Annotated in this window: 15 protein-coding genes; 10 read left to right on the top strand and 5 right to left on the bottom strand. The window is 69.1% G+C overall.

Annotated features, from left to right (window positions below):
* Positions 1 to 2 precede the first annotated feature (2 nt).
* Together VEC04_RS01945 and VEC04_RS01940 are read left to right on the top strand one after the other, a co-directional pair.
* Positions 3 to 701: a polysaccharide biosynthesis/export family protein gene (locus VEC04_RS01945; protein WP_324773299.1), complete on the top strand. Its 699-nt coding sequence runs from the start codon at positions 3 to 5 to the stop codon at positions 699 to 701.
* Positions 702 to 705: 4 nt separating this feature from the next.
* Complete coding sequence (locus VEC04_RS01940) at positions 706 to 1722, top strand: M48 family metallopeptidase (protein WP_324773297.1); 1017 nt, start codon at positions 706 to 708, stop codon at positions 1720 to 1722.
* On the opposite strand, the gene VEC04_RS01935 is transcribed toward VEC04_RS01940, so the two are convergent.
* Positions 1712 to 2116, bottom strand: a complete 405-nt coding sequence (locus tag VEC04_RS01935) for a hypothetical protein (protein ID WP_324773295.1) — start codon at positions 2114 to 2116, stop codon at positions 1712 to 1714. The two genes, VEC04_RS01940 and VEC04_RS01935, sit on opposite strands and share 11 nt — an antisense overlap.
* 395 nt (positions 2117 to 2511) lie before the next feature.
* Between VEC04_RS01935 and VEC04_RS01930 the strand changes: the two genes are divergently transcribed.
* From VEC04_RS01930 to VEC04_RS01910, 5 genes are all read left to right on the top strand, one after another.
* The gene (locus tag VEC04_RS01930) at positions 2512 to 4782 is read left to right on the top strand and encodes a polysaccharide biosynthesis tyrosine autokinase (protein ID WP_324773293.1); all 2271 of its coding nucleotides are present in this window, start codon (positions 2512 to 2514) and stop codon (positions 4780 to 4782) included.
* A gap of 50 nt (positions 4783 to 4832) precedes the next feature.
* Positions 4833 to 6047 (top strand): hypothetical protein, encoded by a 1215-nt coding sequence (locus tag VEC04_RS01925; RefSeq protein ID WP_324773291.1) that lies wholly within the window; start codon positions 4833 to 4835, stop codon positions 6045 to 6047.
* A gap of 139 nt (positions 6048 to 6186) precedes the next feature.
* Positions 6187 to 6411: a hypothetical protein gene (locus VEC04_RS01920; protein ID WP_324773289.1), complete on the top strand. Its 225-nt coding sequence runs from the start codon at positions 6187 to 6189 to the stop codon at positions 6409 to 6411.
* Between the two features lie 45 nt (positions 6412 to 6456).
* Positions 6457 to 7812: an O-antigen ligase family protein gene (locus VEC04_RS01915; protein ID WP_324773287.1), complete on the top strand. Its 1356-nt coding sequence runs from the start codon at positions 6457 to 6459 to the stop codon at positions 7810 to 7812.
* A gap of 1 nt (position 7813) precedes the next feature.
* Positions 7814 to 9325, top strand: coding sequence for a tryptophan halogenase family protein (locus VEC04_RS01910; protein WP_324773285.1), 1512 nt, complete (start codon positions 7814 to 7816; stop codon positions 9323 to 9325).
* Here the strand turns inward: VEC04_RS01910 and VEC04_RS01905 are convergent.
* The 3 genes from VEC04_RS01905 to VEC04_RS01895 all read right to left on the bottom strand — a co-directional run bounded on the left by VEC04_RS01905 (position 9322) and on the right by VEC04_RS01895 (position 14253).
* Complete coding sequence (locus VEC04_RS01905; RefSeq protein WP_324773283.1) at positions 9322 to 9951, bottom strand: hypothetical protein; 630 nt, start codon at positions 9949 to 9951, stop codon at positions 9322 to 9324. The two genes, VEC04_RS01910 and VEC04_RS01905, sit on opposite strands and share 4 nt — an antisense overlap.
* A 102-nt stretch (positions 9952 to 10053) precedes the next feature.
* Positions 10054 to 11346: a sugar MFS transporter gene (locus tag VEC04_RS01900; protein WP_324773281.1), complete on the bottom strand. Its 1293-nt coding sequence runs from the start codon at positions 11344 to 11346 to the stop codon at positions 10054 to 10056.
* Positions 11347 to 11529: 183 nt separating this feature from the next.
* Positions 11530 to 14253: a TonB-dependent receptor gene (locus VEC04_RS01895; RefSeq protein WP_324773279.1), complete on the bottom strand. Its 2724-nt coding sequence runs from the start codon at positions 14251 to 14253 to the stop codon at positions 11530 to 11532.
* A 290-nt stretch (positions 14254 to 14543) separates the two neighbouring features.
* On the opposite strand from VEC04_RS01895, the gene VEC04_RS01890 reads away from it, so the two are divergent.
* Both VEC04_RS01890 and VEC04_RS01885 read left to right on the top strand, forming a co-directional pair.
* Positions 14544 to 16355 carry an alpha-amylase family glycosyl hydrolase gene (locus VEC04_RS01890; protein WP_324773277.1) on the top strand — a complete coding sequence of 604 codons (1812 nt, stop codon included), beginning with the start codon at positions 14544 to 14546 and terminating at the stop codon, positions 16353 to 16355.
* A 2-nt stretch (positions 16356 to 16357) separates the two neighbouring features.
* A complete protein-coding gene (locus VEC04_RS01885; protein WP_324773275.1) occupies positions 16358 to 17989 on the top strand; it encodes an alpha-amylase family glycosyl hydrolase in 1632 nt (543 codons plus the stop codon).
* Positions 17990 to 17991: 2 nt separating this feature from the next.
* Here the strand turns inward: VEC04_RS01885 and VEC04_RS01880 are convergent, their stop codons facing one another.
* Positions 17992 to 19023, bottom strand: coding sequence for a LacI family DNA-binding transcriptional regulator (locus tag VEC04_RS01880; RefSeq protein ID WP_324773407.1), 1032 nt, complete (start codon positions 19021 to 19023; stop codon positions 17992 to 17994).
* An 89-nt stretch (positions 19024 to 19112) separates the two neighbouring features.
* On the opposite strand from VEC04_RS01880, the gene VEC04_RS01875 reads away from it, so the two are divergent.
* Positions 19113 to 21188, top strand: coding sequence for a glycoside hydrolase family 97 protein (locus VEC04_RS01875; RefSeq protein ID WP_324773273.1), 2076 nt, complete (start codon positions 19113 to 19115; stop codon positions 21186 to 21188).
* Positions 21189 to 21237 lie beyond the last annotated feature (49 nt).

Here is a 21237-nt window from a genome sequence, read left to right as displayed (position 1 = left end):
CCATGATGCGCGCCCTTTCGCTGGTCCTGATCGCCTCCGCCACTTTCCTCGCCGCCTGCGGGGGAGGGCCGAAGATGGACATCAGCCAGATGACCGCGGCCCAGCCGGTCGATCTTCAGATGGCCATGGTCCCGACCTCGGTGCAGACGGAGTACCAGATCGGCGTGGGGGACAAGCTGAGCGTCCGGGTCTTCCAGGTGCCGGACCTGTCGTTCGACGAACTGACCGTCGACACCTCGGGCAACCTGCAGATGCCGCTGATCGGCGCCGTCCGCGCCGCCGGCCTGACCTCCGGCCAGCTGTCGGCGGAGATCGCCGAACGGCTCAGCGCCGAATATCTGCGCAACCCGCAGGTCACCGTCACCGTCACCGAGGCGGCCAGCCAGAAGATCACCGTCGACGGCGCAGTCACCAAGCCCGGCGTCTATGAGATGCGCGGCACCACCTCGCTGCTGCAGGCGGTGGCCATGGCCGAAGGCCCCAGCCGCGTCGCCGACCTGACCAAGGTCGCGGTGTTCCGCACCATCGACGGCCAGCGCTCGGTGGCCCTGTTCGACCTCGCCGCCATCCGTCAGGGCCGCGCCGAGGATCCCCGGGTGCTGGGCGACGACATCATCGTGGTCGACACCTCGCGAATGAGCTCCACGATGCGGGAGATCATCAACGCCCTCCCGGCTCTGTCGATCTTCCGTCCGTTCTGATCCCGTGCGGGCCCCCGCAGGCCTGATCGCCGTCGGCTCCCTCACGCTGGCGCTCGCCGCGAGCGGCTGCGGCCATCCGGCTCCGGACGCCGGCGCGGCGACGCTGCAGGACACCGCGGCGGTGCGGCTGGAGCGGCTGACCAATCTCGATGTCCGGGTCGCTGACGTGGCCTGGAAGCTCGCCCTCGCCAACGCCGACCTGTGCCCGGTGAACCGTCTGCGCGCGGGGTGGACACTTCAGTCGGCCGGGCAGTACGGCGCCGCGCTCCGCCCTCTGGCCGAAGCGCGCTACGGCCTCGCCGGCGATCTCCCGGGCATCCTGGCGGCGCCGCCCGGCAGCCCCGCGGCCGAGGCCGGCCTCGCGCCCGGCGACCTCATCCTTTCGGTGAACGGCCAGGCGCTCGCCGAGGGACAGGCGGCGGCCGTTGAATCCTACGATGGTCTGCAGGCCAATGCGGCGACCCTCGACGGGGCGCTGGCGCGCGGCCCCGCGACCCTGACGGTCCGCCGCGCCGGCGCCGTCCGCGAGCTCACGGTGCGCCCCGTCCTCGCCTGCGCCTGGCCGACCCAGATCGAGGTCACCGGAACCTTCCGCAGCCGGACTGACGGACGCCATATCTTCATCTCCGACGGGATGGCCAACCTGGCGCAGAACGAGGATGAACTGGCCTTCGTCCTGGCGCACGAACTGGCCCACGCCGTGCTGGAGCATCGAACCCAGCCGGACGTCACGGGCGTTCGCGGCGGCCTGAACTGGGCGCTGTCCATGCGCCGGGGATTGTCGCTGGGCGCCGAGGCGGACGCCGACCGGCTGGGACTGTTTCTGCTGGCGCGGGCCGGGTTCGATCCTGCCCGGTCGGTTGAATTCCTGACCCGCTACGAAGCCGTCTCGGGCGCGGGCGGGCCCCAGATCAACGCCGGGGGCGTCTATGAATCCGCCAGCGGCCGCCTTCGGACGTTGCAACCGGTGCTGGCGGATATCGCCGAACGCACAGCCTCCGGGCGGGCCCTTATTCCCTGATATCCGGACGGTGGCGGCGCAGCCAGGCCATCGCCGCCAGCCCGGCGCAGATCCCGACCGCGTCGGCCACCACATCCCAGACGTCCGCGTCTCGTCCGATCTGCGGCAGGCCCTGCACCAGTTCGACGCCCACGCCGGCCGCCAGCAGGATCAGCGTCAGCAACCGCCGGTGCAGATCCGGCCACCCCCGGCCGGCCAGAACGGTCAGGACCAGGAAGGCCGCCGCGTGGTTGGCCTTGTCCCACGGCAGGCCGCTCGTCGCATCGGTGGTCGGCCGAAAGGCCAGCCAGGCCACCGTGATCGCACAGACAAGCGTGGCCGTACGGAACAGCGGAAGGAGGCGATCGTTTCGCGGTTCTGGGCCGGGGCGGGCGTCCTGATTCGCGCGTGTCATGGATCTGGGTTAACGTCTCTTCAGGAGGGATGGGACGATGTCGACACGCAAGACCGACAGTCTGGATCAGGCCCGGCTGGAACGCCGCCGGGCGCCTCAGCCCGTATCCTTCGCCCCACGAACCGCCGGGCTATACAGCGAAGTCGTCTGGGATCGAAGCTGGACCACGACCTCCCCCGTGCGGGGGCCGGACATGGCCGGGGCGGACCGCCAGACGGCGCCGACGGAGCGACCTCCGGCTTGACCTCCCGGCGCCCCCCGCCGACAAGAACCGGGCGCAGACTTGCGACGCCCGTCCAGGGCGGAATTCGTGTGCGCCCCGCGAGGCTTTGCGATATCAGCCTCAACCTACCGTGACCGGCGGCCCGGGCCGCTAACGTGTGAGCGACTGAATGATGCTGGGCGATCCCTCCTCCGCCGACGATCGTAACCCCCGCGCCGGCCGCGCCGCCGGCGGCTTCGGCGATGCGGTCTTCGACGACGGTCAGGCCGCCATGTGGGCCGACGAGCCGCAGGAACCCGCCGCCTTCGATCTGGCGGTCTACTGGCGGCTGGCCCTCAAGCATCGGATCCTGATCCTCGGTTGCTTCCTCGGCGCGCTCGCCATCGGCGCGGCGCTGACCCTGCTGATGACGCCGATCTACACCGCGACGGCGACCCTCCAGATCGACCGGGAGTCCGCGCGCATCGTCAACTCCGAGGATGTGACGCCCCGCGAAAACATGGCTATGGGGGAGGAGTTCTTCCAGACACAGTACGGCCTGCTGCGCAGCCGCTCGCTCGCCGAACGCGTCGTCGAAAGCCTCGGGCTGGCCAGTTCCGACCAGGCCCTGGCCTCGCTCGGCGTGGAGCCGCCGGCGCGCACGGGCACGGCCGCCGCCCAGGCCGAACGCCGCCGCGCCGTCGCCCTCGCCGCCGTCCAGGAGGGCCTCGGCGTGACGCCGGTGCGGGGCTCGCGCCTCGTCGCGGTCAGCTTTGACAATCCCGATCCGGTCGTCGCGGCCCGCGTCGCCAACGCCTTCGCCGAGAATTTCATCCAGTCCAACCTGGACCGCAAATACGAGAGCTCCTCCTATGCGCGGGAGTTCCTCGAGGAGCAGATCGCCCAGACCAAGGGCCGTCTGGAGGAGGCCGAGCGGCAACTGGTCGCCTACGCCGCCAATCAGCAGATCATCAACGTCGGCGGCGCCGATGAGGATGGAGAAGCCGAAGGCGGCGGCACCCAGTCGCTGGCCTCGAACAACCTCGTCGCCCTGAACAGCGCCCTCGCCTCGGCCCGGGCCGCCCGCGTCGCCGCCGAGGAGAAGTGGCGTTCGGCCCGCACCACCCCGCTGATGACCCTGCCGGAAGTGCTGCAGAACCCCTCCGTCCAGCGGCTCACCGAACAGCGCGCCCAGCTGGACTCCGAATATCAACAGAAGCTGAGCGTCTATCAGGAGGACTATCCCGAGATGGTCCGCCTGCGCGCCCAGATCACCGAGGTCGACGGTCAGATCCAGGCGCTGGCCGCCAACATCCGCAGCTCGATCCAGAGCCAGTACGTCATCGCCGCCAACCAGGAGCGCTCGCTCCAGGCGCAGGTCAACGGCCTGAAGGGCGACGTGCTCGACCTGCGCGACCGGTCGATCCAGTACAACATCCTCCAGCGCGAGCTGGACACCACGCGGACCCTCTATGAGAGCCTGTTGCAGCGCTACAAGGAGATCGCGGTCACCGGCGACGTCGTCGCCAACAACATCTCGATCGTCGACAGCGCCCGGCCGCCGGCCGAGCCGTCAAAGCCCGACATCCTGATCAACCTCGCGCTCGCGGCCCTGTTCGGCCTTGGTCTCGGCGTCGTCGCCGCCCTGGTCCTGGAAGCGCTCGACGAGACGGTGGCCACCCCCGACGACGTCGAGAAGAAGCTCGGCGTCCCCGTGCTCGGCGTCGTTCCGCTGCTGGACAAGGGCCAGACCACGGCGGCGGCCCTGGCCGACATCCGATCCGGCTTCTCCGAGGCCTATTACTCGCTCCGGACCGCCCTGCAGTTCTCCACCCCGGACGGCGCGCCCAGCAGCATGCTGGTCTCCAGCGCCCGGCCGGCGGAAGGCAAGTCCACGACCGCCTACGCCGTGGCGCTCAACCTCGCCCGCGTCGGCAAGCGGGTGCTGCTGATCGACGGCGACCTGCGCAATCCGTCCATGCACCGCGTCGTCGGCGTCGAGAACGAGCGCGGCATGAGCAATCTGCTGTCGGGCTCTTCGGACCTGCAGAGCGTCGTTCAGCGCACCCGTCAGGAGAATCTGTTCTTCATCCCCTGCGGCCCGCTGCCGCCCAACCCGGCTGAGCTCTGGGGCAGCGACCGCCTGCGGCAGTTCCTCGCCGAGGCGCGCAACAGCTTCGACCACGTCATCGTCGACGGCCCGCCGGTGCTCGGCTTCGCGGACTCGCCGCTGCTCGCCGCAAGCGTCGGCGGCGTCCTGTTCGTGCTTGAGTCGCGCGGCACCCGTCGCGGTCAGGCCCGCGGCGCCCTCCGCCGCCTGAAGGTCGGCCGGGCCCACCTGCTAGGCGCCGTGCTCACCAAGTTCAACGCCAAGACCACTTCGTACGGCGGCTACGACTACGCGTACGACTACAACTACGGCGCCGAGGGCGAGGCCCGGACCAAGAAGGGCAAGAAGGCTTGAGGGATCAGGCGGACGCCGCAGCCGCCCCCCGCGCCAGCGGGCGGAGCCGGGTGGCGGAGTACGCCCCCTATGCCCTGACCGTCGGGGCGGTGTGGCTGGGCTGGCAGATCCTGCTCCAGCCCGTCGTTCAGCGCGCGCCGCCCGAGATCGCCGTCCGCGTGGCTCCAGGGTCGCCCCTGGTGCTGCGCCGCGCCGCCGAGGCGGAGTTCGCGGCCGGTTACGAGAGCGACGACCTCCGCCGCCTCGGCAACGCCGCCTCGCTGGCCCGCGACGCTCTCGCCCGCGCTCCCTTCAACGTCCGGGCCCTCCGCGTCATCGGCCTGACCGAGGCGCGCGCCGGCCGCGAGCTCGAGGCGGATGAAATCCTGACCCTGGCCGGAAACTGGAGCCTGCGGGACGACCCGACCCACGCCTGGCTGGTGGAGTATCGTCTGAGGCGCGGCGACTACGCCTCCGCCTTCGCCCACGCAGACACCCTCGTCCGGCGCCGCGAGGACATCCGGCCGTCGGTGTTCCGGCTGTTCACCGCCGCCGCGACCCAGGACGCCGCGCGCGCCCTGCCGGAGGTCGCCCGGCTCGTCGACGCGCGGCCGCCCTGGCGGCAATCCTATCTCGACAGCCTCTATGCGAACGTCGAGGGCCTGCAGGTGGCGGCCAATCTCGCGGTCCTGCTGCAGCGTGGCGACGCGCCGCTCACCAATCAGGAACTCACCCAGCTGTATATGCATCTGCTCGACAAGGGGCAGATCGAGGCGCTGCGCACGGTTCGCGCCCGCCTGAACCGGCCGCCCGCCGCGGCCGTGGCCAACGGCGGCTTCGGCGACGCCGCCGCCCCCGAACCCTTCCAGTGGCGGCTGGCCCAGGAAGCCGGCGCGGTCGTCGAGATCGTGCCCGACGAGGTCCGGCCCGCCGATCCGGCCCTGCGGATCGACTATGACGGATATTCAACCGTCCGATTCGCGGAACAGTTGTTGTTCCTGGCGCCCGGCCGCTACAGGCTGACGGCCGAGGCGCGGGCCGAGGCGGGGCAGCCGGGCGAGCGGATGGTGTGGTCCCTGACCTGTTCGCCGGGGGACCTGCGTGTGTTGTCCGTCCCCGCCGTGGCCCGTTCGGCCACGGTATGGAGCCCGATTTCTGAGGAGTTCACGGTGCCGGCGGCCTGTCCCGGCCAGTGGCTCAGGCTCGAGAGCCGCGGCGACGACCGGCGCAGTCCCACGGTGGCCTGGATCGACCGCGTCGCCATAGCGAGGCCTGGCGCGCCCTGACCGCAACCGGTGGACTGTACGTTTCCGAACCAGAGTGTCGTTGAATCGTATTGCTTTTGAAACCTTCGCCGCCTATACCCATTCTCGATACGTCGCGGGCCAGCCCGTACCAAAGACCTGTTCAGAAGGGGATTAAAGCATGCGTAAGACCATCGCCGCTGTCACGGCGGGCCTGCTGCTCGTGGCTGGCCAAGCCGCCGCCGCCAACAATTCCGCCGTCGCTCGCGTCGGCGACCGCGTGGGCGCTCGCGCCGACGCTTCGTCCGAGTTCGCCGGCATCCCGCTCCCGGTCCTGCTGATCGGCACCGCGGTGATCATCGCCACGATCGTTGTCGCCACCGACGACGACTCCGAGAGCGACTAAGCCGACCTGGACCGCGAAACGCCCGCCATTGCGCTGACGTAACGCGTGCCAAGCAAGGTTTCGAAGGGCCAGTGGGACATCGCCGCGATCGTGGCGATCATCCTGCTGGCCCTTTCTGTCGTTCTGGGCGGCGCCAGCCGTGAGCACACGCTTAGGCTCGCCATCGTCGAACTGGCCGCCCTGCCCGTCCTCGTCATCGGCGCCGGCCGTCTGATCCGCGCCGGTCTGTGGCGTCAGCACCGGTTCGCCCTTGGGCTGCTGGCCGCGGTGGCGGCCATTCCGCTGATCCAGCTGATCCCCCTGCCGCCGGCGGTCTGGACCGGCCTCGCGGGCCGCGATCAAATGGTCCTCGCCCTGGAGTTGGCCGGCCTGCAGCCCGGCTGGGCGCCGCTCAGCGTCACCCCCGACCTGACCCTCGCCTCCGCCCTCGCCCTGATCCCGCCGGCCGCGGTCTTCCTGCTGGTCCTGACGACGCCGTATCCGCTGACCAGTCGTCTGGTCGGCGTCTATCTGATCGCCGCGGTCGTCGGCGTGCTGCTCGGCGCGGCCCAGCTGGCCAGCGGCGGTGAGCGGCTCTATCCATGGGAAACCACCAGCGCCGGCTCGGTGACCGGCTTCTTCGCCAACCGTAACCACCTCGCCAACCTGCTGCTGGCCTGCCTGCCCTTCGCCGCCGTGTTCGGGGCCGCGACCCTGCGCCACCGCTCCGACGACCGCCGTCTGGCCCTGTGGTTTGGCGCCCTGTTCATGGGCGTGGTGGTGGTCGGGCTCGCCGCCATCCGCTCGCGCGCCGGCATCATCCTGCTGGGCCCTGTGGCGATCATCAGTCTTCTCGCGGCGTGGATCGCGGCCGGACGCGGCCGTCCCGGACCGGCCCTGATCGGCATGGCGGGGGTTCTGGCCGCGGCGATCGGCGCCGTCGCCCTGTTCGCCCTGCCGCCCATTCTGGAGCGGTTCGACGTCCAGTCGGCCCCCGAGGGGCGCTTCGAAGGCTGGCCGATCGTCGCCGGGGCGGCTGAAACCTATCTCCCGCTCGGTTCGGGCATCGGCAGCTTCGACGCGGTCTTCCGATCGGTGGAGCCGCTGGAACAGCTGGACCCCACCTTCTTCAACCACGCCCACAACGAGTATCTGGAAACCTGGCTGGAAGCCGGCTGGCCCGGCGCCATTCTGATCCTCGCCTTCTTCGTCTGGTACGGTCGCAGGCTGTGGAGCGCCTGGCGGGCGGCGCCGTCTCGCGAACGCGACCTGCAGCGCGCCGCCTCGATCGCCCTGCTGGTCATGCTGGCCCATTCCGTCGTCGACTACCCGCTGCGCACCGCGACGCTCGCCTGTCTGTTCGCCCTGTGCGCCGCCATCCTCGAGAAGGCGGGCCGTCCCACGGACAGGGAAGCGGCCTGACATGGCCGAGCCGATCCGCAGCATCCTGATCGTGGGGGGCGGAACGGCGGGCTGGATGGCCGCGGCGGCGCTGCAGCGATCGCTCGGCCCGCACGCGGCGGTGACCCTGGTCGAGTCCGACGAGATCGGCATCGTCGGCGTCGGCGAGGCGACCGTCCCGCCGATCCGCGACTTCAATACCATGATCGGCCTCGACGAAGCCGAGTTCATGCGCGAGACCAAGGCCACGCTGAAGGTCGCCATCGTGTTCCAGGACTGGGGCCGGGTGGGCGCGCGCTACACCCACCCGTTCGGCACGTTCGGCCCCGGCCCCACCCTCGGCGATTTCCAGCAGACCTGGCTCGCCCTCCGCTCGAAGGGTCAGGCCGGTCCGCTCGCCGACTATTCGATCTGCTGGCGGGCCGCAGAGGCGGGCAAGGTCGGGTCGCGCGACCCGGACCTGCGATCGCCGCGCAGCGGACTGTTCACCGCCTACCATTTCGACGCCACCCTCTACGCCCGCTACCTGCGCCGGGTCTGCGAGGGGCGCGGCGTCCAGCGCGTCGAGGGCAAGGTCGTCGAGGTCGTCCAGCGACCCGAGGACGGCTTCGTCGACAGCATCACCCTTGAGGACGGCCGCAGCCTGTCGGCCGATCTGTTCATCGACTGCACCGGCTTCCGCGGCCTGCTGATCGAGGGCGCGCTCAAGGCCGGCTACGAGGACTGGTCCCACTGGCTGCCGGTCAACCGCGCCATGGCCGTCCCCTGCGCCAGGGTCGGCCCGGCGACGCCCTACACCCTGTCCACGGCGCGCGAGGCCGGCTGGCAGTGGCGCATCGCCCTGCAGCACCGCACCGGCAACGGCTACGTCTACTGCTCGGATCACCTGACTGACGACGCCGCCCGCGAAACCCTGCTGGCCAACCTCGACGGCGAGCCGCTGGCCGAGCCCCGCGCCCTGCGCTTCGTCACCGGACGCCGGAACAAGCTCTGGGACCGCAACGTCGTCAGCCTCGGCCTGTCCAGCGGCTTCATCGAACCACTGGAATCGACCAGCATCCACCTGGTCCAGGCGGGCATCACGCGACTGCTGCAGCATTTCCCGGACCGCGACTTCAGCCCGGTGAACATCGCAGGCTACAACCGGCGGCTGGGGCGCGAGATCGAGCTGATCCGCGACTTCGTCATCCTGCACTATCACGCGACCCGGCGGGACGACACGCCGTTCTGGCGGCAGGTCGCGGCCATGCCGATCCCCGACAGCCTGGCGGAACGGGTCGAGGCCTTCCGCGACCGCGGCATGCTCTATCAGGTCGGCGCCGACGAATATTTCAGCCAGGGCTCGTGGCTGGCGGTGATGTACGGGCAGGGCATCGAGCCGCGCAGCTTCAACCCGCTCTACGCCTGGCAGGATCAGGCGCGGACGGCGGCGCGGCTGCGCAACATCTCCGACGTGCTCGCGCGCACCGTCGACGCCCTGCCCGACCACGAGACCTTCCTGAAGGCCAACAACATGTGGTCCGGCGACGCCTAGGAGACGGGTTCGGAGCCCGGCGCGACGATCACCGAGGGCGCGATTGCGGGCGGCGCGGTCATGGGCGGCGCCGTCACGGGCGCAACGGCCGGTTCTTCGCGCCACGCCGCCGCGGGATTGAGCGCCGCCGTCGCCTCGAGAAAGGTCCCGGGCTTCATGGACGGTTCGGGCGGGGTCCGCAGCCCGACCACCCGCGCCAGATCCGCGATGAAGGTGATGCAGTTGCGCCGCCTCAGGTCATAGACCGAGCCTTCCGGCGAGTTCCACCAGTCGGCCCGGGCCTTCAGCGCGTACCAGGTGGCGTCGTCGACCGTCACCTCCAGGAATGGCCGTCCCTCGTCGACGTAGCGGGCGTCGGGGCTGGCCACCACGCCGCCCCCGCGGGTGAACAGCAGGTGCGGGCCCGGGCTCTTCGCCGTGAACCCCGCCGACCAGTCAACCGGTTCGCCGGTCGCCTCGACCGTCCCTTCCGCGTGCACATAGGCGTGGGGAAACAGCAGATAGCCGCCGCGCACCCGCGCCCCCGGATGAGCGTAGAAGGTTACCGTCACCTCGGCCCAGGCGTGGCCGGCGATCAGGGCCAGCGCCAGGGCGGGCGCCAGCGAGCGAAGCAGTCTGCGGATCATGCGGCCTCCCGACGTCGACCCACAGTGGGGCGCTCCGGCCTTAACGTGCAAGGGCCGCCGGAGGATGCCCCCGGCGGCCCCTTGTGCCGTTCCGCGACGCGTCTAGTGCGGCGAGGGCTTGGCCACGACGTCCGCGTCGTGCGTCCTCGTTCGCGCGCAGGCGATGGCGAAGACGGTCAACAGCACATAGCCGGCCAGCGGCACGTAGAAGGCCGGGTTGAACAGGGCCGCCGCGTCGTCGACGATCCGGCCGGCGATGTAGGGCAGCACGGCCCCGCCGACGATGGCGGTGCACAGCAGGCCAGAGGTCGCTGAGGCCGGCGCGTTCGAGCGCTCCAGCGTCAGGGTGAAGATGGTCGGGAACATGATCGAGTTGAAGAAGCCCACGGCGATGGCCGCATAGGCCGCCGTTTCGCCGGAGGTCTGTGTCACGACGAGGCACAGGATGGCGGCGATGGCCGTGTTGACGGTCAGCAGCACGCCAGCCCGGATCTTCGTCAGCAGCAGGGCGCCGATGAACCGGCCCACCATGGCGCCGCCCCAGTAGAGGCTAACCATCTTACCGGCGTCGGCCTCGGGGATGTCGAGGATCGTCGGGCTGGCGAGGAAGTTGGTCAGCAGGCCGCCGATGGTCACTTCCGAGCCGACGTAGATGAAGATCGCCAGTCCGCCGAACAGGGCCCACGGGGAGGTGAACGCCTTCAGGGGCGAGGCGACGCCGCCCGCCTCCTCGGCCCCGGCTGCCGCTGCGTTGATCTTCTTGCGGGCGGTGAAGATGAAGAAGGCGACGACGGCGAAGAAGGCGCCGAGCCCGAGGAAGGCGATGTCGATGCTGCGCAGCGATTCTCCGCGGGTCGCGGAGGTCACCACGGCGCCGGCGGCGAAGACGCCCCCGGTCAGCAGGACAGTCGAACCGAGGTAGGGCCCGACGGTGGTGCCTAGCGAGTTGAAGAACTGCGAGAAATTCAGCCGCGCATGCGAACTCCTGCGCGAGCCGAGCGCCGCGACGAGCGGATTGGCCGCGACCTGCAGCAGGGTCACGCCCGAGGCGATGACGAAGAGGGCGATCAGCACGCCCGGATACCAATCCATGATCGTCGCCACCGGCACGATCAGACAGCCCAGCACCATGACCCCCAGGGCCGAGATGATCGAGCGGCTGTAGCCCAGCTTGCTCAACACGGCTGCGGCGGGCACCGACACCACCGCATAGGCGATGAACCAGGCCGACGCCGTCAGCATGGCCTCGGCGGTGCTGAGGTCGAACACCTTGCGAACCGCCGCGATCAGCGGGTCGATCAGCGAGGTGGCGAAGCCCCAGGCGAAGAACAGGGTGGTCACATAGGCGAAGGCCAGGTTCGTCCCGCGGCCTGCCGGCGATTGGGTTTCGGTCATCTCTCTCCCCGGAGTTGCCGCGCGTCCGAAACGCGCGCGGCGCTTGGTGAAAACGGTTTCATCATCATCCGGTCGCGTCCAGCCGTTTTACCGAAGCCGTAACCAAAAGTGGCCGGCGCGCGATTGAAAAAGGGCCGCCCCGGATTCCCGTGACGGCCCAGTCTCGCTGATCGGTTGGGACGATCAGTAGCGGAAGTTCAGGCCGATCATGAAGGTCCGGCCATAGCGCTGGTGGTTGATGACCCGGCGCTCGTCGCCGTTCTCGTAGGTGAAGAACGGCTCGTCGGTCAGGTTGTTGACCTGGGCGAGGATCGACAGGCCCTCGGCCGGACCGGACTGGAACTCGTAGCCGACCTGGGCGTCGAGCACGGTCTCCGCGGCCACCTGGCGCAGGGTGCGGCCGTTGGCGAAGCCCGACATCTCGCCGAGGAAGTCCGAGCGATGCCGCGCGCTGATCCGGCTCTGGAAGCCGTAGCGCTCGTAATAGAGCGTCAGGTTGCCGACGGTCTCTGACAGGCCGGGGATGGCCGTCCGCACGCCGGTGCCCGGGCGTTCGATCTGGCTTTCGTTCTGCGAGATGCTGAACTGGGCGCCGAAGCCCTCGAGGGCCGGGCTGAACAGGTCGAACGGAACCGAGGCGGCGAACTCGATGCCCCACATCGTCCCGCCCTCTCCGTTCTGGGGCGAGTTGTAGAGGCCTTCGTTGATGACAGGCACATGGCCGGGCGGCACCGGGAAGCCGGTGAAGTCCATCGGACGCTGCTGATCGTAGACGAAGGTCTCGAGGTACCGGTAGAACGCCGCCAGCGACACATAGCCGGAACGGCCGAAGTAGCGTTCCACCGAGACGTCGGCGACGTCGGCGATCCACGGCCGGAGCTCGGGGTTGCCGCCGCCGCCGCTCCAGGGCGAGTTGCTGATCGTCGCGCCCGGCACGTTGAGCGTCGGGTTGAACCCGAAGCCGCGGCCGGCCTGCATCTGGTCCATACGCGGGCGGGCCATGGTGCGGGCCAACGCCGTGCGCAGATAGAGGTCGTCACCGAGCTCGAAGGCCAGGTTCATGCTGGGCAGCAGTTCGATGTAGTCGACGCCGCCGTCGATCGGGATGTACTGCAGCGTCGGACCGCTGCCGGTCGCCGCGAAGCCGGTCGAATACTGGTCGGTATAGACCACCTGCATGCCGAGGTTGCCAGTGACCGGGATGCTCCCCGTCATGGCGTCGACGTCGACCTTGATATGGGCGATCGCCACATCTTCCTTGACGGTCCAGTTCTTGCGCTGGACGTCCCCATAGGGGTTGCGCACCAGATCGTAGAAGCCGCTGTCGAGCAGGGCCTGGGTGTCGTAGCTGAGAATGCCGTCGATCCCGGCGTAGGACAGGGAAGTCGGCTCCATCAGGAATTCCGCCGGAACCGGAACGGCGCCGCCGCCCGGAATCGACAGGTACCATTCGTCCGCGATCATCTGCTTTTCGCGGTTCGAGATGTAGAGGCCCACTTCGATGCCGCTGAAGGCCCGTGCGTCGAGTTCGCCGTGCAGGGTCACTCGCGCGGCCTGCAGTTCATCGAGGATGGTCGGCTTGTTCAGATAGCCGTCCTGGCCGCCCGGAACGACGTCGCCGCCCCAGCCCTGCGGCGCCGTGAGCAGCATCGTCGTCGGGTCGGCGTAGTCGAGGCTCGAGGTGAACTGCGGCACGCCGTCATCGCCCATGACGAAGTCGACCGTGGCCGTAGGTCCCGTGCCGTTGCGGCCGGTGCCCCAGTAGGTTTCGAGGATCTGATCGGTGCGATCGACCTTGGAGTAGCTGAGGTCGGTTTCCAGCATCCAGCGGTCGTTCAGCTCGATCTCGGTGTTCCAGCCGACGGAGGTCAGCTTCGATTCCCGCGAGGTGATGTCGCCGCGGCCGATGCCGCGCACATTCGAGAAGGTGCCCGCCACGACGAGGCCGTCCTCGACGGTCGCGTTCGACAGGGGCGAACCGCCCCACAGCAGCGGCAGCTCGATGCCGCGCACCACCTGGGTGTTGTCGAACTCGGAGTAGAAGGCGTCGATCGTCGAGTGGAAGCGGTCGTTGGGACGGAACTCCAGGGTGCCGAAGAAGCCGTCACGCTCCAGTTCCGACGACATGATGAACGGCTTCGCGCCACCTATCACGACATTGCCGCCGCCAGCGTCGGCGTAGCCCCAGGCCTCATAGCGCTCGGCCTGGTAGGGCGATGACATATGCGCATAGCCCAGGGCGAGACCGATCGTGTCGTCTGCGAACTGGTCGATGTACGAGAGCGTGAAGCGGTTGCCGTTGTCGGTAGTGCCCTCGTTCAGGGCGCCGATGTCGTTCCACTCGTAGCGCGCGTTCGCCGCGATGGTGCGACGGCCATGCTGCAGCGGGCGGATGGTGCGCAGGTCGACGGTGCCGGCGAGCCCCTGACCGACCAGGGAGCCGTCCGGCGTCTTGTAGACGACGACGCTGGCGAGAGCCTCGGACGGATACTGGTCGAACTCGACGCCACGGTTGTCGCCGGTGGTGACCTGTTCGCGGCCGTTCAGCAGGGCGGTGGTGAAGTCGGGCCCGAGGCCGCGGATGGTGATGACCTGGGCGCGGCCATCCTGGCGCTGCGCCGCGAGACCGGGCAGTCGGGCCAACGATTCGGCGATCGACATGTCCGGCAGCTTGCCGATGTCTTCGGCGGTTACGACCTCGACGATCGAGGAGTTCTCACGCTTGGCGGCGATGGAGCTTTCGATCGAACTCCGGATGCCGGTGATGACCACTTCCTCGACCTGGGTCGCCTCCTCGTCCTGCGGCGCATCCTGCGCGGAGGCGACTCCGGCGAACGCCAGGGCGGCGACGGCACCGAGGCCGGCGCTCCCGAGCAGGCGGGCACGGCGAGTGATCTGGGCTCTCATCTCAATCTCCCTAAGGCCGGCGCATTTCTGCCGAAGCGTCCGGCGGCATCGCAAAGTTATGCAAACTTATGGAAAGGATGCAAGCGTCCTCGCGTTCGACCGCCACCATCCGTGGCGAAAATGAGACGGCAGGGTAGCTCGTTTTGCACTGCACAACGGCAGTTTGCCTTGAAGCGCCGCAATTTGGACGTGCTCCATGGACCGGTTGACATCATGCGGCTCCGCTGCAAAATCTTGCAAACCGATCCGCTGGCCACGCTGTCTGCGGACAATCCGAAGGGACGGAGACGATGACGGAACGTTGGAGGCGGCCGATACGGGCGGGCGCGACCGTCCTGTCCGCGGTGTTCGCGGTGCTGGCCGCGATTGCGCCGGCGCAGGCTCTCGCCCTTCAGGACCCTGTCCGCGAGCGGCCGGCCGAGGACGAAGTCATCTATTTCCTGCTGCCCGACCGTTTCGCCAACGGCGACCCCGCCAACGACCGCGGCGGCCAGCAGGGCGACCGGCTCCAGACCGGCTATGATCCGACCGATCCCGGCTTCTACCACGGCGGCGACCTGCGCGGCCTGACCGACCGCCTCGACTATATCCAGGGGCTGGGGGTCACCGCCCTGTGGATCGCGCCGCCCTTCGTCAACAAGTGGGTGCAGGGCCCGCCGGGCCAGGAGAGCGCCGCCTACCACGGCTACTGGATCACCGACTTCACCCGCGTCGATCCGCATCTCGGGACCAACGACGACTTCCGGGCCTTCGTGGCCGCCGCCCATGCCCGGGGCATGAAGGTCTACCTGGACATCGTCATCAACCACACCGCCGACGTCATCCGTTACCGGGAATGCCCGAACAACGACTGCGGCTACCGCTGGAAGGGCGACTATCCCTATCAGCGCCGCGGCGGGCTGAACGGCGACCCGATCAACCCCGGCTTCACCGGCGAGCCGGGAAGCGACTTCTCGACCCTGACCAGCCCCGACTACGCGTACACGCCGTGGAACCCGCCCGGCGAGGAGACGATCAAGGTCCCGTCCTGGCTCAATGACGTCAGCCTGTACCACAACCGCGGCAACAGCGCCTGGTACAGCGAAGCCCGCATGGACGGCGACTTTTCCGGCCTCGACGACCTGTTCACCGAACACCCGCGCGTCGTTCAGGGGTTCATCGACATCTACGGCGGCTGGATCGACGAATATGGCGTCGACGGTTTCCGCATCGACACGGCGCGCCACGTCAATCCGGAGTTCTGGCAGGTCTTCGTCCCCGCCATCCTCGAGCGCGCCCGCGCCCGGGGCATCCCGAATTTCCACATCTTCGGCGAGACCTTCGACTTCCAGACCGGCACGGCGGCCATGCACACCGTCGTCGACGGACTCCCCACGGTCCTCGACTTCGCCTACCAGCGCGTCGTCCAGAACATGGTCACCGGCGTCCAGCACCCGGACGCCATGGGCTATCTTCTGATGGAGGACGCCATCTACGCCGGCGGCGTGGAGACGGCGCGCAAGCTGCCGACCTTCACCGGCAACCACGACATGGGCCGGATCGGGCATCTGATCCTCAAGGCGATGCCGGAGATTTCGGACGCGGAACTGCTCGACCGCTCGACCCTGGCCCACGCCCTGATCCTGCTCGGGCGCGGCGTGCCGGTGATCTACTACGGCGATGAACAGGGCTTCACCGGCGACGGCGACGACCGCCGCTCCCGCCAGGACATGTTCGAAACCCGCACGCCCTCCTACGCCGACGACCGGCGCATCGGCCGCGCCTCGGGTCCGTTCGACACCGACGCCGACATGTACCGCCGCATCGCGGAGATGACCCGCGTCCGCGCCGCCGACGCCCGGCTGCGCCGCGGCCGCGTCGCCGTCCGCATCGCCGATCAGACGGCCGGCATCCTGGCCATTTCCCGTCTGGATGATGACGGCGAGACGCTGGTGGTGTTCAACACCGCCACCGAAGCTCGCGACGTCAACGTCCCGGTCGAGACCGGGTCGACGAACTGGCGCGCCCTGCTCGGTCAATGCCCTGCCCGCGCGGCCGCGCCCGGCGCCGTTTCCGTTTCCGTGCCCGCCCTGGGCTATCTTGTCTGCGTATCCGAAGGTTGAGCTTGACCGTCCAGATTCTCGAGTCGCCGCATGCCGGGACCGACGCCGCCGAATGGTGGCGCGGCGCGGTCGTCTATCAGGTCTATCCGCGCAGTTTCGCCGACACCAACGGCGACGGCGTCGGCGACCTGAAGGGGATCACCGATCACCTCGACCATATCGCCTCACTCGGCGTGGACGCCGTCTGGCTGTCGCCCTTCTTCACCTCGCCGATGAAGGATTTCGGCTACGACGTGGCCGACTACTGCGACGTCGATCCGATTTTCGGAACCCTGGCCGACTTCGACGCCCTGATCGACAAGGCGCACCGGCTGGGTCTGCGCGTCATCACCGACCTGGTCTTCGCCCACACCTCCGACCAGCATGCCTGGTTCCAGGAGAGCCGCCAGTCGCGCACCAACGCCAGGGCTGACTGGTACGTCTGGGCCGACGCCAAGGCCGACGGCACGCCGCCGACCAACTGGCAGTCGGTGTTCGGCGGCCCGGCCTGGACCTGGGACGCCCGGCGCGGCCAGTACTACATGCACAATTTTCTGCCCGAGCAGCCGCAGCTGAACCTGCACCTGCCGGCGGTTCAGGACGCCCTGTTGGACGTGGCGCGGTTCTGGCTGGAGCGGGGCGTCGACGGCTTCCGTTTCGACGCCATCAATTTCTCGATGCACGACCCGCTGCTGCGGGACAACCCGCCCCTGCCGTCCGGCGGCAAGCGGACGCGGCCGTTCGACTTCCAGGACAAGGTCTACAACCAGTCCCAGCCGCAGATCGCCGACTTCCTCAAGCGCGTCCGCGCCCTGACCGACAACTATGGCGGCCGCTTCACCGTCGCCGAGGTCGGCGGCGATCACGCCGAGCGCGAGATGCAGGCCTTCACCGCCGGCGACGATCACCTGAACAGCGCCTACGGCTTTCTCTACCTCTACGCCCCGGCCCTGAACGACCAGCTCGTACGGGAGGGGGCCGAGGCCTGGCACGGCCGCGACGGTCAGGGCTGGCCGTCCTGGACCTTCTCCAACCATGACGCGCCGCGGGCCATTTCCCGCTGGGCCGGCGACCGCGACCTCACCGCCTTCGCCGGCATGGCCATGCTGCTGCTGATGTGCCTGCGCGGCAACGTCTTCATCTACCAAGGAGAGGAACTGGCCCTGCCCCAGGCCGAGGTGCCGTTCGACCGGCTGGTCGATCCCGAGGCCATTGCGAACTGGCCCCAGACCCTTGGCCGCGACGGCGCCCGCACGCCCATGCCGTGGTCGGCGGAGCGCCCCCACGCAGGCTTCTCGACGGCCGAGCCGTGGCTTCCCGTCGATCCGCGCCATGTGAGCCTCGCCGTCGACCGCCAGGAGGACGATCCCGACTCGATGCTCAATCTCACGCGGCGGCTGGTCGCCCTGCGCAAGGCCCACCCGGCCCTGACCCGCGGCGACATGCGGCTGGTCGACAGCGCCTCCGGGCTGCTGTGCTTCGAGCGCGCGCTGGCCGGCGAACGCCTGCTCTGCGTCTTCAATCTCGGTGAACGGGCTGTGGACTGGACTGCGCCGGGAGGATGGCGCGTCGTCGAGACGGTCAACCTGCCGGCCGGGTCGGGCGGCGTGCTGCCGCCGATGGCCGGGCTGGTTCTTTCAGACGCCGCGGGATGACCTCAGCCGCCGCAACTCTCGCGCACTATCAGATCGGTCGGAATCCGCTCCGACCGGCCGACGGAATCGCCGGGGTTGTCGAGCAGCTTGGAGACCAGCAGCCGTCCCGCCTTCATGGTGTCCTGGGCGATGGTCGTCAGGGCCGGGCGCGAATAGCGGCTGAACGGCACATTGTCGAAGCCGATCACCGACACGTCCTCCGGCACGCGCAACCCGGCGTGCAGCAGGGCGCGCACGGCGCCCAGGGCGATCTGGTCCGAGGCGCACACCACGCCGTCGAAGCTGACGCCGCGGCGGATCAGGCTGTCGACGGAGGCCTCGGCGGACTCGACCTCGAAATGGGCTTCCATGATGAGGTCGGGGTCGACCTCGATGCCGGATTTGGCGAGCGCTTCCAGATAGCCGCGATGGCGCTGCATGGCCTCGGGCGGATCGAGATCGCCGAGAAAGACGATGCGCTTGCGCCCCAGCCGGGCCAGATGCAGCGTCGCCCGGCGGCCGCCCGCCAGATTGTCCGAGCCGACCGAGCAGTACAGCTGGTCCGGCATCTGGGCGCCCCAGACCACGAAACGCCCCTCGGTCTCGGCCAGCCGGTTCAGGCTTTGATGCAGGAAGGACTGTCCGAGAAAGATCACGCCGTCCGCCCGGCTGGTGTTCATCGCCGCCGACAGATCGTCATAGCTGGTCGGGGCGAAATGGCTCATGATCACGTCGCAGCCGCGCTCCCGCGCCGCCTCGCCCACGCCAGCCAGCAGCTCGAGGAAGAAGGGGTCGCTCAGCCGCCCCTCGCGCCCCTGCGGCCGGGGCGTGACCAGGGCGATGACGCCGTCGGCGCCGATCGGGCCCGCCGGCATGTAGCGGCGGAACGGATAGTCGTGCTCGCGCGCCAGCTTCCAGATCAGCTGCTTGGTCCGCGCATTGACCGCCGGGCTGTCGTTCAGCGCCCGGGACGCGGTGGAAATCGAGACGCCCGCCAGCTTGGCCAGATCCTCAAGACGGGTGTTGCGGCGGCTCACGTTTGGTTTCCTGCTGATGGCATGGCTGCAAAATTTGCTGCAAACCTTGCTCGTTCTGCGCCGCTCCGGCGGCGTCTGGCAAGTCCCCATGCGTGGAGTAAGTCGCGATGCTGAACCGCCGTTCGTTGATCACCGCCGGCGCCGCCGTCGCCGCCGTGCCCGCCGCCGCCGAGGCCCAGGACGCCGCCGCGACCGGTCCGCAGCCGGGCTCCGCGACGGCTTCTTCGCCGGAGGGGGTGATCTCCGTCGAGGTGACCGCCAACAACGACGGCTTTGTCTCGTATTCGGTCAGCCGCCTCGGCCGCCAGATCATCGCCCCCTCGCGCCTCGGCTTCCTGCTCACCGACGCCCGCAAGCTGGAGCGCGCCTTCGGCATCGCCGCGCGGACCGTCACCTCCCATGACGACACCTGGGAGCAGCCGTGGGGCGAGCGCCGCTTCATCCGCAACCGCTACAACGAACTCCGCGTCCAGCTGCAGGAACGCTGGGGCGACGGGCGGCGCATGGACGTGGTCTTCCGCCTCTATGACGACGGCCTCGGTTTCCGCTGCGAGTTCCCGGAGCAGGACAAGCTCGAGACCGTCAACATCGGCGCCGAACTGACCGAATTCACCATCGCCGGCGAAGGCACGGCCTGGTGGATCCCGGCCTTCGAATGGAACCGCGAGGAGTATCTCTACAACCGCACGCCGATCTCGGCGGTGGGCGTGTGCCAGACCCCCGTCACCATGCGGCTTGAGGACGGCCTGCATCTGTCGATCCACGAGGCGGCCCTGGTCGACTATTCCGCCATGAACCTGCGCCACGTCGAGGGCGGCAAGTTCAGGGCCATGCTGACCCCGGGCCTGACCAGCGCCGCGGTCGTGCGCGAGACGCCGTTCCACACGCCCTGGCGCACGATCCAGATCGCCGACCAGGCCGGCGGCCTCGTCGAATCCAGCCTGATCCTGAACCTCAACGAACCCAACCAGCTGGGTGACGTGAGCTGGTTCAGGCCGATGAAATACGTCGGCATCTGGTGGGACATGCACCTCGATACCCGCAGCTGGAACTCGGGTCCCAAGCACGGCGCCACCACCGAATACACGCTGAAGCATATCGACTTCGCGGCCGAGCACGGCTTCGGCGGCGTGCTGGTCGAGGGCTGGAACGTCGGCTGGGACGGCGAGTGGTTCGGCACCGGCTGGAACTACAGCTTCACCCAGCCCTACCCGGATTTCGACATCGAGCGGGTCGCCGCCTACGCCCGCCAGAAGGGCGTCGAGATCATCGGCCATCACGAAACCGGCGGCAACGCCTTCTTCTATGAGCAGCAACTGGACGCCGCCTTCGCCCAGATGCAGCGCTTCGGCTGGCATTCGGTGAAGACCGGCTACGTCGCCGACGCCGGCGGGGCGCGCGTGGCCGACGGCGCCGGCGGCTCGGCCCTGGCCTGGCACGAGAGTCAGCCGATGGTCCGCCACCATCAGAAGGTGGTCGAGACCGCGGCCCGCTATCAGGTGGCGGTCAACGCCCACGAACCGCTCAAGGACACCGGCCTGCGCCGGACATATCCGAACATCATCAGCCGCGAGGGCGCGCGCGGCATGGAGTATTCGGCCTGGGGGCAGCCCTCGAACCCGCCCGAGCACGAGCCCAACCTCGTCTTCACCCGTCTGCTGGCCGGGCCGATGGACTATACCCCGGGCATCTTCGGCATGCAGACCCGTGTGCCCGAGGGCGTCGCCACCACCTGGGCCAAGCAGCTGGCGCTGTACGTCGTCATCTACAGCCCGATCCAGATGGCCGCCGACCTGCTGGAGAACTACGAGAAGAACCCCGCGCCCTTCCAGTTCATCAAGGACGTGGCCGTCGACTGGCACGAAACCCGGGTGCTGAACGGCGAGGTCGGCGACTATGTCACGATTGCCCGCAAGGACCGCAACTCCGACCAGTGGTTCCTCGGCGCCGTCACCGACGAGGAACCGCGCGTGCTGACGGCCTCTCTCGGCTTCCTCGATCCGGGGCGCCGCTACCGGGCCGAGATCTACGCCGACGCGGCCGGCGCCAACTACACCACCAACCGCGAGGCCATCGACATCTCGACGCGCGAGGTGACCTCGACGGACGTCCTGACCCTTCGCCTCGCCCCCGGCGGCGGCCAGGCCATCCGCTTCGTCCCGCTCGGAAGGGCCCGCCGGTGACCACCAGCACGCCTGACGCCCACGCCAGCCTCGCCTCCGCCCGCCCGCG

This window comes from Brevundimonas sp. (assembly GCF_035626535.1).
Taxonomy (GTDB): domain Bacteria; phylum Pseudomonadota; class Alphaproteobacteria; order Caulobacterales; family Caulobacteraceae; genus Brevundimonas.
The sequence above is the reverse complement of the archived record's forward strand: the minus strand, read 5'-3'. Positions and strand labels throughout refer to the sequence as shown.